The organism is Pseudaeromonas sp. HNCC25DJ180 (genome assembly GCF_055413345.1).
The window spans coordinates 187,734-204,769 of record NZ_JBVAYF010000007.1 but is presented as its reverse complement, the minus strand read 5'-3'; the positions used below and the strand labels follow the sequence as shown (position 1 = coordinate 204,769).

Sequence of the window (17,036 nt, the reverse complement as noted above, 5' to 3'; positions counted from 1 at the left end):
AACCCCCCATCATTAATAATGAATTTCTGTCGGCTTATGGTTTCAGCAACAGCGGATTTCAAATGCCTTGATGCGCCTTGCCCTGGTGCAATACCTGCTCGCAGCGTGCAGGCAAGGCGGGTAGGGGGGCGGGGCGTGACTTGCTACTCACCTCGGTCGGCCCATCAAACCAACTCATCAGTTCACTGCCGCAGCCATCACTTAGCGGCAGGGGTTTCTGCGGCTTGCAGTCACTGGCTTTGGCCGGGCAGCTCAGGCGCACATGCAGGTGGGCTCGATGCCCAAACCAGGGGCGGATGCGCCTGAGCCAGCTACGCTCGCCTTGCACCTGCTGGCACAGCGCCAGCTTGATGGCGGGGTGCACAAAGATGCGCTCGACCCGTGAGTCGGTGGCCGCGAGCTTAAGCAGGCTGGCATGCTCTGAGGTGAACGCCGAGCTGACTTGGCGATTACTCTGGCTGACCATATCCAGGGGAGTGGGTTCACGCAGGGCGGCGTTTGAGAGCTTAGGCTTAGCAAAACGGAACCAGATATCGACATCCAGACCGTTCTGATGGCTGCGGTGGCCTGAGGTGAAGGGACCGCCCCGCGCCATGGCCATGTCACCGATCAGCAGAGGGGGTAAGCCTTGAGCCTGACTGCGGCGAGTCAAATCCTTCAGGTAACTGATCAGTATGGGGTGGCCATAGCGACGTTGCTGTTGCGGGCGCAACAGTTGGTAGTATCCCTGAGTGGGTAATGCCTCGGCACCTTGTAGACAGCCTGCACTGTAACTGCCTATGGGCTGGGCTGGGCCGTTTGTTGGGCCCGGGACCCAAGGCCAGGGGTTGGCCAGGGTTGCCATCAATAACCAGGTCACCATCTATTACTGCTCCTTCTTCTTCAGCTCTGACACAGGGTCGGCAGGAATTTTACGCGAGTTCCACTCTGGCCACTCTAACATGTACAGAGCCGTCTGATCCTGTTGCAAACCAAGAAGACGTTGGGGGAGGTGGGGCGGGTTGCGCGAAAGTGGTGTAAAAATGCGGCGGGGAGGCCCCCGCCGCTGGGTTTAGTTAGCCAATTGGTAGCTGTTGACCATGGACTCCATTGCCTGAGCCTCTTCGCGCAGGCTGTTGCTGGCTTGTTCCTGCTCTTTGACCACCTGCTCTGTCACTTCAACGGCATCCCGGATCACCACCAGGGTATCGGTGACTTGGGTGGCAACTATGCTCTGCTCTTCGGCTGCCGAGGCAATCATCTCACCTCGTTGCGCCTGCAGATTAGTTTGCTGGGCTATGGCCACAAACTCGGCATTGGCGGCGCTGGCATCATCCATGGCGAGCTGGGCATGTTCCACACTGGTGTTCATCAGGCTAACGGCTTGGCGGGTGCCTTGCTGCAGGCTGGTGATCATCAAATCGATCTCATGCGTCGCCTGTTGGGTCCGTTTGGCCAGTTGGCGGACTTCATCGGCGACAACGGCAAAACCACGGCCTTGATCACCGGCCCGGGCGGCTTCTATCGCCGCATTGAGCGCAAGCAGGTTGGTCTGCTCCGAGATGCTGTTGATGGTACTGACTACACTGCTGATCTCACCTACGCGTCGTTCAACGGTATTGACCGAGTCGGCGCTGGTGGCCAGGTTATCGAACAGTTGCTGTATGGTTTTGATGCTGGCGGCAATTTGTTTGACGCCACGAGCGGCCATCTTGTCGGTCAGCTGATTATCATCTGAGCTTTGATGCGCATTGTGGGCCACATCGCGGATGGTGGTGGCCATCTCCTCCATGGAGGTTGCCAATGAGTCGAGACGTTCGCGCTGATCTTGCACCGAATGGGTGACCTGCCGCATGCCATTGTTCATCTGGGTGGTGGTGGCCGAGAGGGTGGTGGCGGAGTCGCGCTGGCGCAGCAGTAATTGGCTGAGGTTACTGCGAGTGTGTTCCAGGGCCTGGTTGATCTGGGAGAACTCATCACTACCAATGCCCTGGATGTGAACACTGAGATTTCGCTCGGCGATCTGCTGCAACACATTCAGGGCGCGAGAGACCTGAGAGTGTATGGTTTTGCTAATCATGCGCACGAACATCCCCAGCAGCAGCAGGGTCAGAAACAGGGTCAGCCCTGAGTGCTTGATATAGCTAATGAAGGCGGTGTCGGCGGCGTCCATATAGACCCCAGACATCAGTAAGTAATCACCGATAGGGATGACATAGACTGCTTTGAGTATCTGGGTTGAGGTTCCGGGTTTGACATAGGGGTAATGAATGAGCTCTGGACTACCCTGGCGACCGATACGGGCGAAGGCATCGTTGACTACTTCTCCTGTTTCTAAAATTTTCACCGGGTCGAGGAACCCCCCCTCACGACTGGCGTTGGGCGGGTAGACCTGCAGGCGACCTTGTTTGTCGGCCAGGAAAAAATAACCGGAACTGTTTTCCCCCCAACGACTATGGTTCAGCAGCGTCTTGCTGGTGGTCAGGAATGTCTCAGGAGCACGCGCCAATTCATTACTCAGGAGGCTGTGCATCCCCTGAACTTGAGCGATCAACCCCTCATCTATGCTGCCACGAATGGCATCCCGAGTATTAAAGGCACTAAACAGGTTGCTCAGTAGGGTGCAGAGCATGACTATGGTTAACAACCAGCCCATCTTGCCGCTAAACGAAAGGCGTGAACTCAGGCGCAATAGCCAGGAGGCATGGGGGGGATGCCGGTTGTCGCGATGAACCAGGAGTTGCGATGTGTCCATAAAATCCTCCAATTAAACTTGGGGTAAACATATAAGAATAAATAAGCTGAGCCGGAGCTTAAAAAATAAGAAACAGATCACTGGGATGCATCAGCGCTGCACTGTGTGCCGCGATACGGCCTTAAACCGAGCCAGCAGGTGTTGGACATGGATTTTATCGATAGCGGTACTTTATTTGACTGAATGTGCGGAATGTGTGACTCAAGTCAATCATTACTTTTTCTAATGAGTGCGGAGAAAAAAGGTCGTTTGTGAGGCAATCTATCACTGCCTATGCTTGTTCTATACCAAGCGCGGAGCATGCATCATGGCCATTCAAATGAACTCTACTCACCCGACAACGCAACTTCATTCTCATTTCTCCTTGTTCGAACGTAGTAAGAGTGTTTTTTTAGCCTGGCTGGAGCGAGCCAGGACGCGCCGTGAGCTTGCTGAATTGCCTCCTTATCTCTTAAAAGACATCGGTCTGACTGAAGCTGATCGCTACATTGAAACCAATAAACCATTTTGGCGTGACTAAGTTGGCTTCACTCCAGTGAGGCGGCGCTTGCTGTCGCCTCACCTGGATTCCTTTCTGTGCTGAGCTACTCCTGATAAGTCTCACAACCAGTTCATCTGTGAGGCTGTTTTGGTCTCCCCCCTACCGCTATCTCCCCACTGCTCAACTCTTGGTATCAGATCAAGACCGCTAACATTTCATACTCGGTATGAGAGTCCTGACGACTTGCGTGACCATGATTACAGCAACGAGTTGGCTTATGGTGAGCGATTACGATTAACCACACTTTAAACGAAAGAAAACGCGCTTATTGACCTCGTGGTAGTGGGGTTTATAGTTAGATTGTATGTTTGTTTTTTGAAAGTGCTCGTTTTCGCTCATTATGAGGTGGTTATGCATTCGTTAGCTCAACGCAATCGGGTGAAATGGGGTAGTGCGCTGCGCGATGCCTGTTTTACCGAGCCCTATTCCTGGCATCGGCTATCCCGTGATCTGATCGCGGGGGTTACGGTTGGCATTATTGCCATACCGTTGGCGATGGCGCTGGCCATTGCCAGTGGGGTGCCGCCACAGCATGGTTTATATACCGCTGTGATAGCCGGGCTGGCGATTGCTATCAGCGGTGGTTCGCGCTTCAGTGTCTCAGGCCCTACTGCCGCCTTCGTGGTCATTCTCTTCCCTGTTTCCCAGCAGTTCGGCCTGGCGGGTTTATTGGTCGCGACACTGTTTTCTGGGGGGATTTTGACGTTGATGGCCGTCGGACGTTTGGGGCGATTGATCGGCTATATTCCACTGCAGGTGACGTTGGGGTTCACCATGGGGATTGGCATAGTGATTGCCGTCCTGCAGCTCAAAGACTTCTTTGGCCTGGATATTGCTGAAATGCCGGAAAAGTTCCACCAGAAGATTCAAGTGCTTGGTGCTGCTCTCCCTACTCTGCATTGGGGGGACACGCTGGTGGGGTGCGTGACACTCTTTACCTTGATCCTATGGCCCAGGCTGAAACTCCGGTTACCAGGGCACCTGCCTGCTGTACTGATTGGTATGGCGGTGGCGGCTTTGCTGGGGTTAACCGGGGAGGAGGTGGCCACCATTGGCAGCCGCTTTACTTACCTGTTGCCAGATGGCCAGCTTGGGCATGGCATTCCCTCTTTGTTGCCCGCCTTTGTGTTGCCCTGGAACTTGCCTGGCCCGGGTGGTGAACCCGTGGTCTGGAGTTTAGCCACGATAGAAAAGCTGCTGGTGGCGGCGTTCTCTATGGCTATGTTGGGAGCGATCGAATCTTTGTTATGTGCCGTGGTATTGGATGGCATGACAGGTAAAAAACACCACTCCAATGGTGAGCTGTTGGGGCAGGGGATTGGCAACCTCATCGCCCCCTTCTTCGGCGGGATCACGGCCACTGCCGCCATAGCTCGCTCGGCGGCCAATGTGCGCGCCGGGGCCAGTTCGCCGGTAGCGGCAATCATTCATGCCCTGGTGGTGTTGCTAGCGATTGTACTTTTGGCCCCTTGGCTCTCTTGGTTGCCGCTATCCGCCATGGCGGCTTTGTTGTTGATGGTGGCCTGGAACATGAGCGAGGCGCATAAGGTGTGGCAATTGCTGCGCAAAGCCCCCAAGAGCGATGTACTGGTCATGCTGATCTGCATTGCCTTGACCGTGTTGTTTGACATGGTGGTGGCCATTACGTTCGGGATTGTGCTGGCTTCTTTGCTATTTATGCGTGAGATGTCGAAGATGACGGTGATCTCCGATCTGGCTAGTCACAAAAGGTGGAGCCAGCTAGTGCCCGATGATTGGTTGGTCTTGAAGATCACCGGGCCCCTATTCTTTGCCGCCGCCGAGCATATCTTTGCCGACCTACAGGGGCGACTGCAGGGAAAGAAGGGGTTGGTACTGATGTTAGATGGTGTTTCTGTGCTGGATGCGGGTGGTTTAGCCGGGTTTGAGCACTTTTGCGATGACCTGCTCAAGGCCGAGATTCAGTTATTGGTAGCTGAGGTGCAGTTTCAGCCACTGCGTACCTTGGCGCGCGCCAACTTTCAACCAGTGCCAGGCAAGATAGAGTTCACCTCGACTCTGGAAGAGGCTATGGAGCAGATTGCTACCCCAGCCAAGTAATATATTGCTGATATTGCAAGCAATCAGCGGCCGAACCGGAAAAATCCCTTGACCAGGCCAGGGGATTCTTCTAAATTGCGCCGGTCCTCACGGCAAGGCCGCAGAGCGATAAGATCCACTGTTACAAACATGGATCAAAAAGGTGACGAACTCACGCCTTAAACAAGAGTTCAAAAAAACGGTGAGGTGTCCGAGTGGCTGCCCAGTCTGCGAAGCAGACGATAAGAAGAGCACGCAAGGCGTGCGATGCAGCCACCAAGCACAACATTGGAATAGAGGTGACGAACTCACGCCTTAAACAAGAGTTCAAAAAACGGTGAGGTGTCCGAGTGGCTGCCCAGTCTGCGAAGCAGACGATAAGAAGAGCACGCAAAGCGTGCGACGCAGCCACCAAGCACAGCACTGGAATAGAGGTGATGAACTCACGCCTTAAACAAGAGTTCAAAAAACGGTGAGGTGTCCGAGTGGCTGCCCAGTCTGCGAAGCAGACGATAAGAAGAGCACGCAAGGCGTGCGACGCAGCCACCAAGCACAGCACTGGAAAACAGGTGATGAACTCACGCCTTAAACAAGAGTTCAAAAAACGGTGAGGTGTCCGAGTGGCTGAAGGAGCACGCCTGGAAAGTGTGTATACGGCAACGTATCGAGGGTTCGAATCCCTCCCTCACCGCCATCTAATTTAAGAATCAACCCTATGATTTTCATAGGGTTTTTTGCTTTTTGAGGCCTACGTGAATTCCGCTGGATCATTGAGGTGGAACAACATGTATTTGAGCAAAAATTCAGCAGGCACATACTACACTCGCATCATTCTCCCTAAGCCGCTTCGTGACAAAGGATTTCCACTTGCCATACGTACCTCGCTTGAAATTAAAGAGCGCATTACAGCTATAATTCACAACTTTTAATTTCGAGCTATAGAACATGTTACAAGAAATTACGCCAGCGCTTTGGCACTGGCGTTTTTGATGAGATGGTCACCGATGCGATGGGGGGATAATCAATCAAAGTCCAAGAACAACCGCCTCACAGGTATCCGTGATTACTTTGCTTTTTCAACGTGTGTATCATTTTGTGATGACAAAATTTTTATTTTTTCGCCCTTGGAAAAAGCTATTTCTGGCTTATTTTCCTGAGTGATGGAAACTAGCTTCCCGGCATCAGTCTTGATTGTCAACTCTACCATCTGCTTTGTGGCTGCGCTGGCTGTCGCAGAGGCGGCTGCAGCCTGCCGTTGACGGGATGCTCTAGCCCCTGCCATAGCCCCAACTGCGGTAGCTACATCCTGGCCATCGCCACCGCCAAATTGGTGACCAATGGCACCCCCTATTGCCGCACCTCCAGCGGTTCGCAATGGCTGGTTTGTCTTTGTACTAGTCGTTCCTGTGTTTTGTGTGAAAGTTCGGATTTCTTGAATTACACCATATTGAATTTCTTGCACAGTCCCCGCGATTCCTGATCCTATAACTGCAAAGGATAGCAGTGTAGATGCAATTAATTTATTCATCATGTATACCTCTATAATATTTAATATCAGCATCCTATAAATGGTTCGCTGAAAAACCATTGAAGATGTCAGTTTACAGTTAAAATTATTTAGTTAAGCATTGGCTTCCCTAAGTAAAAAAACAGACTGCTGTGATTATTCTCTGCTAGTCCCCAACCCAAGTAAAGAGGTCCAAGCGGGGTGTTCGCGCCCACAAAAAGGCTTCCTGCGGCTATAGGTTCAGAACCAAATGAGGACAGCTTTTCCCAAGTACCACCATACTCCAGTGATGAACCTATATAGCAAGAAAAAAATGGCATCATGCGGAAATGACGGTAATAGATAGCCCCCAACATCCCAGTCTGTTGACCGCTTAGCGACTCATCTACATACCCAGATAGTTTTAAAAAACCGCCAAATCGATATTGGTTTTGAATTGGAGCCGTACCATTGGTAGTCATGTTGGTTTGTCCAATTAGACCTATGATGTTGCTATTGTCCACTTGGAAAAAATGACTACCTCTCCAGTTGAGTTGATCGAAGTCGCTATCACTTCCTATTTCCTGGGCCGCTCTGGAATACTCTACTGAAGATAACCAGCCAGAAGATGGGAAATTCAAGTTGTCAAGATGATCCGCCATTGGCCTGATATAAATTCTTGCAGTTTTATAACCAAATGATGAAGTATCTGGAGAGCCTGTAACAACATCTGCATGCCCTGTTTGGATACGGTATCCAGCTCGGAGTTCACCAAAGCTATCAAATTCATGGCCTGCTGCTGTGTCCATTTTGGTTTCAGTAATTTGATACTCTGTGATTTTTTGTTCTTGTTCATACTGGCTGATATCAAAGGAGCCATATTTAAGTGTCCCATCGAAGAAATTATGGTTGTATACATCCAGGGGCTGGTACCACTCGAGTGTAATACTTGGATCAGCGCCAAGTTGTAGTACACCTCTTAACTCACCAGAGAGCTTATTTATTGCCGTCCTTTGATAGGCAAGCATGAAGTTATAACTGTCGTCTTGTGATATTGCATTCGATAGTTCAATACCTAATTGTAAATAGTTAGGGCCCCAATCCCGTTTTTTGGCCTTAACTTCCAGACCTGTTTTTCCATGCTCCTGAACTAGATCATAACCAACAGTTTGATAAATTTCTTGGCCGTATAGCGTGGAAATGTCTCGTTCCAGTTGTTTGCGGTTTAGTGGTTGTCCTAAAGGTTGTGAAATATGACTGGCTATAACATCATCGCTGATGGAAGAATCATTTTTTATGCGAACAAACTCAATCACAGGATCTATTTGTTGATGTGGTGATTTTGATAATCTTCTGCTTGTCAGATAGCGATCATATTCTTGAGGTGATAATGATAATAGGGATAATTTTTGACGTAATGCCAAAGCTGAGGTATATCCCTTACCTATAGCTTGTGGTGATTTATTGAAATCTGCGCTTGTTATATCACCAAGGTCGGGAATAATGAGAATGTCTTCTTTTTTCAGTGTCGCGATCTGTTGTTCTGCATTGGTCCGCGTCATGATTGAAGTCATTTGAGCAGTAATAGTAAACATATCCTTTACCTGCTCTGCTGGAATATATGGTGAACTGATGTCTACGGCAATAACAATATCTGCACCCATATCACGAGCGATATCAATTGGTAAATTATCAGTTAAGCCACCATCAACGAGTAAATTATTCGAGTGAGGTACAGCAGCGAAGGCTCCTGGAACTGCCATACTTGCCCGCATTGCTGTAGCAAGATCACCGTCGGATAGTACTACTTTTTGTCCATTCCCGATGTTGGTAGCTATGGCTCTATAAGGGATTGATAACTTATCAAAATCGGTAATGGTAGAGACGGGAAGGGTTAATGCTCGCAAAGCAAGATCAAATTTTTGACCTTGAATTGCTCCTGTAGGGAATTTCACCTCGCCTGTATCGGATATACCGGGTTTGGCATCAATTACATAGTAGCGGTCATCGCTTTTTCGACGTAAAGAGCGCTCTTCTCGAGGAGGACTATCATCAAATATATTATCCCAATCCATATGGGCGAGGTCCTGCTCAATTTCAGCTGAACGTTTTCCCGATGCATACAAGCCCCCAATTATTGAGCCCATACTTGTTCCGGCAATACAATCAATTGGAACTCTAAGCTCCTCCAGCAACTTTAATACGCCAACATGAGCAGCACCTCTGGCGCCACCACCACTCAGCGCTAAACATATTTTTTGGCGCTGTGGAGAGGAATTTACTGCTACATCATGACCTTCCTCAATGGATAGAGCGAAGCTCGACCACAGGAAAGAGCATAAAATGGAAATTTTGAATATAGTCACATTGCAGTGAGGAACTAAAGATCTATTGTCCATAACAGAATCGCTCCTAATCTTGCGCCCAGTTTGCACTCTATGATTTTGTCATTATTTTTTGTGTCGATAGGTTGATGACACGCTTTTATAATTGTAGCCCTAACATCTGAATGTTTCGAGATGTATACATATTATCTCATTGCCACACTGGTGCTGATATCGGATTTCCGCAAAAAGCATGATCTGAAATATAGGAAAATTATTTAAATGATTTTTGTTGCACATTATTTATATCAATCCAACAAAAATATGGAATGTTATGAAGCCCATCATCACTAAAGCGAATATGCTTATTTGAATCGAAATGTTCCAAGGTCTGTTGAAACCTGTTTTTCTGAAGGTTTGCTTTGAATAGAATTTTATTACGTTAAAGATGAAGGCTATTTTTACCAGTCCCTTGAGGGACTGGTATGTCTTAGTTGTTATGAAAGGGCTCTAATGCCGGGAGTAATGGCCAGCGATTCGCCTGTCGTCTCTTTGTCGGTTCGGCAAGACAGTGCCGTGTGCCAGGATGTTCGATGCTGATGGCAATGCGGGCGTCCGCTCCGGAACTGACTTGTTGTCATTTCATGCTGTTCCCACTACTCGCCATTACTTATTCTCAATTAACATTAAAATGTCACGCCTGCCTGGTGGCCTGGATTGAGTTTTTTCAAGATGGCAGATCGATCCTGCAACACCTTGCCGTAAAAGGTTTTAAGGCCCGGGCAGAGATAATTCAGTCCAATCTCACCGGTTGGGGTTTTCACAAAACGGTTTTTAGGACACTCCCCCCAGCACAGTGTCAGGTAAGGGCAGGTTTGGCAGTAGTGGGGGAGCGATTTGTGTTTGGCATATCCAAACGCTTTCTGGCGCTCGGAAAAAGCCATGTCTCCTTCATGGATCTGCCGAATATTGCCAAGACGATATTCCGGGTAGACAAAGTGATCGCAACTATAGACATCACCGTTGTGCTCGATGGCCAGGGCCTTACCACAGATCTGTCCGCTGACACATTTTTGTGCTCCTTGCCCCAGCATTTGGCTAATTACGTTTTCAAACTGATCCACAAAGACCCGCCCAAAATCGCGTCTCAACCAGATTTCCCAGACCCTAATCAGAAAAGTACCCCAATCCTCAGGGTCAACCGACCAATCTGTGACTATCGAGTCTGGTTGTCCCGGTTTGGCCTGTGCTGTTCCGCTGGTCGGTAGCGTCTCTGGATCCCAGTGCCCGGGGGCGACATGGTGAAAATGGTGCGGCTCTACAGCGGGGAGAAACTGGATGATGTGGGGGCGCACTTCGTCGCGCAGAAAACGGTACACATCCAGAGGGCGACGCGCATTTTGCCTGTTGACCACGCACAGTGCGTTGAAACGGATTTTGTACCTGTGCAGCAAGGTGACGGCGGCCATGACGCGATCGAATGTCGGCTTACCGCCTTTGCTGTAACGATAGAGGTTGTGCAATTCCGCCGGGCCATCGATGGAAAGCCCGACTATGAATCTGTTCTGCTTTAAAAACTCGCACCACGCTTCGTCCAGCAGTGCACCGTTGGTCTGCAGGTCGTTTTCGACAGTTTGACCCGGTCGGGCATGACGGGTTTGTAACTCAACGACACGACGGAAAAAATCCAGCCCCATCAGGGTTGGTTCCCCGCCTTGCCAGGTGAATATGGCTGTCGGCCCTGTCTGGGCCGCCAGGTATTGGCGGATATGAGCTTCCAGCAATGACTCGCTCATACGCGGTATCTTGCCTTGGTGCAGCAGCTCTTCCTTGTGCAGATAAAAACAGTAGGCACAATCCTGATTACATTGAGCCCCACTGGGCTTAATCATGGAGTGAAACGCGTAAAAATCGCCTGCGCCCAGGGGAGGCAATAACAATGGTGGATCTTGGGTCTCGGATTGACTCATAAAAACTCTTCGTCAGTTACAACGTCCGGAATGACATAGGCGATCGGTACCGGTGTGGATAGTCGGGATCGACACCGGCCAATGGGGATCATTGGCCGGTGGTGAACTATTCTCCCTTCTTCAACCGTTTTGAACCTTCGATGATAGGGTGCCAGCCATAGACAAAGGTGAGCATGAAACTGTCCATGCTCATGTCGCCCGGGGCATCATCGTTGATAGTGGACATGTAACCAACAGTCAGGTTGATGTTGTCATCCAGAACATAACCCAAAGTTAGACCCAATTGAGTGCTATCCATCTTGTCACCAGAGATGCCATCAATGGTGGCCTTGCCGCCGTTATACCAGGAGGCATCCAGAGAGCCCCATAACCGTTCGGTGAAATCACGGGTCAGGTGGGCGTCCAGCCGATACATGGGATCGGTTTCCAGTGTCTGTCCCGTGAAGTCATCGTTGTCACCGAAGATCCAGGCGGCAGGAAGTAGTTCAAACGTGGTTTTTTGTCCTGGGATCCAGGCATCAATTTGCCAAGTCATGGGGACGCCCACACGCCCATACCAACGGTTCTGTCCGATATTAAGCGTCTTTTTACTATCATACTCTCCGATGGGGAACGCCAGGTCAGCCAGCATATCCAAAGAGAATCCCGGTTCATAGCGCATGGCGGCAGGGATATCTTTTTGCGCTTTTGGGCCTATCAGGTTGATGTTAAATTCAGCCATAGGATCACCAAACCCTTTGGTGGACTGGCTGACAGTACTTCCCCTGACATTTGCCTCACCGGAGATCCTTCCCATTGGCTGGATAAATGCCACCATGGCCGCCCGATCCATGACCGGAAGGCTTTTGGCGTATCCAATCATGGTCATGGTGGCATCAAAATTGGCATTCGGCGTCACGGCATGGGCCGGGTCAAACGGATTGGTGTTGCCGCTCATGGAGTTAAAAATAACAGGTACGGCATTTGCGCCGGACAAACTTTTGAGATAGAACCGGGCCGGTACTTCTTGAGCCTGAACCCAGGGTGAGCTCAACGAGCCCACCACAGACCAAATCGCAACTAGCGCCCCAGATATATGTGTTTTCTTCATAAAACTTCACCCACAAATTAGAAAATAACCAGCAGTCATCATCAAACCAGCACAGCTCTCGATTTACTCTTTCGGGTCAGCGAGCATGTCGGCAGGCGGCACAAACTGTTTCTTGTAAAGCAGCGGCGGGTATCCAGATTCAATGGGTACTCTAGGCGGCAGATTATCTTCCAACGTTTCGAACATCGACCGATTAGGCAGAACCACGTTGTTGGTTTTGGCGTAGTTGTCCCATAAGGCCAACATTTCCTGCAATTTCTTGGTCTCGGTGCTAGCCAAGTCGTTCCGTTCACTCGGATCCTTGACCAGATTGAACAGCTCCCAATCGCCCCTACCGAAGGATTTGTACTCCCAGCGAAGTTTCCAGTCGCCTTGGCGGATTGCTCGGTTACCAAAGACCTCCCAAGCCATGTAATCCTTGTCGGTACGTGGAGAGTCGGCTTGACCGGCCAGCATGGGCCCCCATGATTTACCAATCAAGGGAGGAAGCTCGTGACCCTGATAGGTCTTGGGGTATTGCCCCCCGGTCACTTCCAACAGGGTTGGCATTATGTCGGCGACATGCATGACGCCGTGGTTGATGCTGCCATTGGGCCGCTTGACCACAGGGCCCTTGACGATCAGCGCATTACGGATGCCCCCTTCGGCAACCCATCCCTTGTACTGGCTAAAGGGCGTCATGGAGACTTGAGCCCACATTGGGCCATAACCGACATAAGAGCCCGGATCACCCCACGCGTTCATATGGGTATTCGACCAATTGACCGCGGCATAGAGGAAATCCCGAGTACCCGGATTCCCTGCTATCTGAGCGAACAGATCCGTTCCCTCGGCCCCGTTATCACCAAAAACGATAAAGATCGTATTTTCATACTCCCCGATATCTTTGAGATGCTGGACGAGGCGACCGACGTGGTAATCCATGTTCTCCACCATTCCGGCATAGAGTTCCATTTTCCTGCCAAGATAGGCTTTGGTCGCGGGGGCTAATACTATGGGATCCGGAACAAACCACATCCTCTCAGATAGCGTGGTTCCGGGAGGCACAATTCCCAGCTCGATTTCACGTTTTAAACGCTGTTCCCGTATTGCATCCCATCCCTTGTCATACTCAGCAACATGACGATTGCGCCAATCACGGGGGAGATGGAAGGGATCGTGGGGTGCCTGATGAGACACATAGGCAAAGAAGGGTTGTTTATCGTTTTTATTAGAGTCTATGAACTCGATCAGTTTGTCGGTATAGGTCTTGGTTGCGTAATAGTCTTTTGGCAGCTCTTTCAGGTACTTACCATTTTCAGTAAAGACTGATTTGGGGGAGGCGGCGGTAAAGTTGGTCATATCCCAATAGCTACCCGCGCCATCCAACAGTGAAAAGTCTTTTTCGAAGCCTCTTGCCGCCGGGATCAGATCTGGCGCCTTACCCAGGTGCCACTTGCCCACCATGTAGGTGTGATAACCTACCTGTTTGAGCAATTGGGGCAGAGTAACCACATCCTTACGTAGATAGCCTTCATAACCAGGGATACCCATTTGGTTAGGTGCCGTCCACTCATCCATATTGCCCAAGCCGTTGCGATGGGTATCCAACCCGGTCAGCAAGGTTGAACGTGTCGGTGAACTAGTTGGATTGGTATAAAAATTGGTAAACCGGACGCCTTCGTTGGCGAGTGCATCAAAATTTGGCGTTTTGATTTCACTACCAAAGGATCCCATATCTGAGTAACCCATATCATCAGCCAGGATGACCACAATATTGGGTCGGCGCGTCTGTTCCGCTGCAGTGGCTGTGTTGGGGACTGCCAGTGTGGAAACAAGGCAAAGTGAGCTAACTAGCAGAGCCAGTTTGCTCTTGTTTTTTATCATTGGACTCATGTCATGATTCGGCATGGTTTCCATTCCTCCCGATACTTTTACTATTGGTTTTCATAAATGACAAAGATGGCGCGCCGTCATCGTCACCTCAGGGCATTCCCCTATCTGGTTCATGCCCATGCTGGCAACGTGGCGTGCATTCTTGTCCTATTTTGGAAATAAAAAGGTTAACTGAAGGCGGAGTCCCCAGCCTTCCTGGCCATTATCCGGAGCTTGGGCCCAATATTTACCAGCCACGGCTAACTGCATGATCTGTGGTCCAATTTTGAACATTTGTCCTGCCTGAACAATCAAAGGTACGGACCACTGCTCATTTTTCCAGTCATAGTTGGATTCGGTATAAACACCCATGGTGGTATACATTTTGGTTGTGTAGCTTAAAAATGGCTGGATTGAGCCAATATTCAAATCTTGCCGAGTGCTATCTCCGGCCACAGACCAGATTTGGCTGGCGAGCACCCCGGCGGTCCAGGGGCCGCTTTGTTTTAACATGACTCCGGTCGGGCCCAGTCCCCACTTTTCGGTGCCGAGCACGGCATCACTTGCCGTTGGTAGCAATTCAACAGGGCCCGCCCCCCAGATCCAGCCATTGGCGGTGGGGGCGGCAGGAGAAAAGAATTGGCTGGCCGTGGTGTCACCAAAACCTGATTCATTCATCGCTTCAAGCGGGAAATCATGTTGGTCAACGGCTTGGAAAATTGTCCGGGTGATCAGATTCCAATCTGCGTTGAGCGAGAAGGGGATGACTGGTTGGATAAGCAGGCGATCAACGGATGCTCCATCGTTGACGCCACTGTATTCATCATAGTTATACTGAACAGGTACACTGATCAGCGAGGCCACCGGGTTGGCCAGTTTCTTGGCCAATTCGGCCTCTTGCTCGTTTGTTGTTGCTGCTTGCGCTGTGAGTGTGAATGCGCTCATCAGTAAAGTGGCAATATAACTGTATTTTTTCATTGCAAGATCCATATGCTTCAGATTGCTCCCGTGAGAGTCATTTATTCTAAGTAATTGATAAACTCAATGTCTTTCTCTGGTTTTTTTCCCGTTGTTACTACGTATGGTGCGGCTTTTTGTTTAACATTAAAAATAACTCCACAGCTAGTCTCAGCTTGGTAAAGATGTGCATAATATCCTTATTACTAAGTAGTTGCAGCCTGCTCTGTCGACTGTTGATGACTTACGATAAATGGTATTTAATTTGTGTCAATGGAATTGCTAACGGTGAAAATTAAAAATGAGCACGATGCCCCCATTAATCTCTTTTCCTGACTCTGTACTTACAATCATTGATGTGAATGATCAAAATGCTAAAGAAGTTGGCATTGAGTTATTCGAACAAGATGTAGTGAAACTTGACAAAGTACCATTGCGTGCGCGCCGTATCATATTGCGTCTTTCATCAATTGTGCTGATATACCATTCAAGCAATGTTCGTGTGCGTACTTGTAGCAATATCAGCCCTGAAGCAATGGTGTATGCTGTTTTTGGGCCGGCTGCGACAGGCGCCGTCAACGGATTACCCATCCGCTCAGGTGTTATGCTGGCCGCTGCACCTGAAAGCGAGGTCCGGTTTGTGGTTGATGAGGGCTGGGAGAGTGTGTCCATCTTTGTGCCAAAGCATGAGATTTCGGAGCATATCGCTATCCGGCAACGACTAGATAAACCTGAAAATTCTGTAGGAATAGAGTTGATTGATGTCAATCCGGTAAACGCAGATACTCTTTTTTTGCTGGGAAAAACACTGATAGATTCTGCAGTAGAACAACCAGAATTATTCACTTTTCGAGAAACAGAACGGATCTCGGCCCAAGTTGAAATAATGGAATTGCTCTTGACTGCAATTTGCTCAGGAAATCCCTTGACCTTGACTCGAGGTGACCGAACCAAGCAAAAGCAGTTTACGATTGTCAAGATTGCAGAGCAGCTTGCACTAACCCACACAGGTGTAGATCTGTACGTCACAGATCTGTGTAAGGCTGCGGCGGTTAGTGAACGCACGCTGGAATATGCTTTTAAAGAGATCATCGGATTAACTCCCGTTGCATATATAAAGCAACTGCGATTGCACCGAGTATACCAATCACTCCTGCATTCATTGCCTGGAACCACAACTGTATCCGAAGTGGCGATGGACTGGGGGTTTTGGCATTTAGGTGAATTATCCAAAGCATACAAAACATGCTTTAACGAGTTACCATCAGATACATTGTCCCGTGGTCCTGATAATAAGTAATGAAATTATCATTGCTGCATGCGTAACAAAATTGGGACAGTTCAATAACCATGAAAAGCACTGCATTAAAACAAGAAAATTATTTCATATCAGCATTGCACATGGCTATCTTTTTTCCGCAACGTTTGCCAATGAAAAAGATAAATATATAATTGTTGCGATCTGTTTCGCATTTTTACAGTTGAAACCAGTTAACTGTTGATTTTTATTTTCCCAAACCACCGAGCCCCCACCCAATAACCAGTATTTGGCACTGTTGAACTTTTGGTTGTAGACCCGGGACCACGCCAGATAGTTTTTCAGGTAATGCATCCCAACGCTCTGGAATTTCAGCATCCAGTGCCGCCAGCAGCTGAGGTAGTTGTTTAGTAACTGGTTGTGGTTGGCTTCATTTGAGCTCAATTATTTTCTTTTATTATCAATATGTTATGAAATATAACCGCGGCGTATTCGGCTACCTGAATGTCGCTCTGGTTACCATAGGTGCAGAGACTTGAGCCTCGACTTAGCTGGGGTTGTAGCTTGGCGGTTATTCAATTTATCGATACTTTTATCCAGTAACACCACATCTGCTTCTTGTTCGTAGCGATCCTGGGCTATCACTGCCGGCACCTTGGGAAGTTGTGTCATGTCACTGGCCGGCCTACTTCAGGGGCGGACGGCGTAGATGTCGAGAGCCCCTAAAGAATTCTGGCGTCAATAATTATCCACCAATGCAATTT

11 protein-coding genes and 1 tRNA gene are annotated in these 17,036 nt (G+C 49.4%); 4 read left to right on the top strand and 8 right to left on the bottom strand.

Annotation, left to right across the window (positions count from 1 at the left end; genetic code table 11):
* Window positions 1-58 precede the first annotated feature (58 nt).
* Together mepA and ACZYTD_RS08560 are read right to left on the bottom strand one after the other, a co-directional pair.
* Window positions 59-862, bottom strand: coding sequence for a penicillin-insensitive murein endopeptidase (mepA, locus tag ACZYTD_RS08565; RefSeq protein ID WP_463891260.1), 804 nt, complete (start codon window positions 860-862; stop codon window positions 59-61).
* A 189-nt stretch (window positions 863-1,051) separates the two neighbouring features.
* On the bottom strand, window positions 1,052-2,734 hold the full coding sequence (locus tag ACZYTD_RS08560) for a methyl-accepting chemotaxis protein (RefSeq protein WP_463891258.1): 1,683 nt from the start codon (window positions 2,732-2,734) through the stop codon (window positions 1,052-1,054).
* 307 nt (window positions 2,735-3,041) lie between these two features.
* On the opposite strand from ACZYTD_RS08560, the gene ACZYTD_RS08555 reads away from it, so the two are divergent.
* The 3 genes from ACZYTD_RS08555 to ACZYTD_RS08545 all read left to right on the top strand — a co-directional run bounded on the left by ACZYTD_RS08555 (window position 3,042) and on the right by ACZYTD_RS08545 (window position 6,027).
* A complete protein-coding gene (locus tag ACZYTD_RS08555; RefSeq protein WP_463891257.1) occupies window positions 3,042-3,254 on the top strand; it encodes a DUF1127 domain-containing protein in 213 nt (70 codons plus the stop codon).
* Window positions 3,255-3,626: 372 nt separating this feature from the next.
* A complete protein-coding gene (gene dauA, locus ACZYTD_RS08550) occupies window positions 3,627-5,354 on the top strand; it encodes a C4-dicarboxylic acid transporter DauA (RefSeq protein WP_463891255.1) in 1,728 nt (575 codons plus the stop codon).
* A 585-nt stretch (window positions 5,355-5,939) separates the two neighbouring features.
* Window positions 5,940-6,027 (top strand) — tRNA-Ser (locus ACZYTD_RS08545).
* Window positions 6,028-6,396: 369 nt separating this feature from the next.
* Here the strand turns inward: ACZYTD_RS08545 and ACZYTD_RS08540 are convergent.
* The 6 genes from ACZYTD_RS08540 to ACZYTD_RS08515 form a co-directional block, all read right to left on the bottom strand.
* Window positions 6,397-6,864: a glycine zipper 2TM domain-containing protein gene (locus ACZYTD_RS08540; protein WP_463891254.1), complete on the bottom strand. Its 468-nt coding sequence runs from the start codon at window positions 6,862-6,864 to the stop codon at window positions 6,397-6,399.
* A gap of 86 nt (window positions 6,865-6,950) precedes the next feature.
* Complete coding sequence (locus ACZYTD_RS08535; protein WP_463891253.1) at window positions 6,951-9,218, bottom strand: patatin-like phospholipase family protein; 2,268 nt, start codon at window positions 9,216-9,218, stop codon at window positions 6,951-6,953.
* Window positions 9,219-9,829: 611 nt separating this feature from the next.
* On the bottom strand, window positions 9,830-11,113 hold the full coding sequence (locus ACZYTD_RS08530; protein WP_463891251.1) for an anaerobic sulfatase maturase: 1,284 nt from the start codon (window positions 11,111-11,113) through the stop codon (window positions 9,830-9,832).
* 106 nt (window positions 11,114-11,219) lie between these two features.
* On the bottom strand, window positions 11,220-12,203 hold the full coding sequence (locus tag ACZYTD_RS08525; RefSeq protein ID WP_463891250.1) for a transporter: 984 nt from the start codon (window positions 12,201-12,203) through the stop codon (window positions 11,220-11,222).
* A gap of 63 nt (window positions 12,204-12,266) precedes the next feature.
* Window positions 12,267-14,093 carry an arylsulfatase gene (locus ACZYTD_RS08520; RefSeq protein ID WP_463891248.1) on the bottom strand — a complete coding sequence of 609 codons (1,827 nt, stop codon included), beginning with the start codon at window positions 14,091-14,093 and terminating at the stop codon, window positions 12,267-12,269.
* Window positions 14,094-14,225: 132 nt separating this feature from the next.
* Window positions 14,226-15,035 carry a hypothetical protein gene (locus ACZYTD_RS08515; protein WP_463891246.1) on the bottom strand — a complete coding sequence of 270 codons (810 nt, stop codon included), beginning with the start codon at window positions 15,033-15,035 and terminating at the stop codon, window positions 14,226-14,228.
* Between the two features lie 289 nt (window positions 15,036-15,324).
* Here ACZYTD_RS08515 and ACZYTD_RS08510 point away from each other — a divergent pair, with 289 nt between their 5' ends.
* The gene (locus ACZYTD_RS08510) at window positions 15,325-16,314 is read left to right on the top strand and encodes a helix-turn-helix domain-containing protein (RefSeq protein ID WP_463891245.1); all 990 of its coding nucleotides are present in this window, start codon (window positions 15,325-15,327) and stop codon (window positions 16,312-16,314) included.
* The last annotated feature ends 722 nt before the right edge of the window (window positions 16,315-17,036 follow it).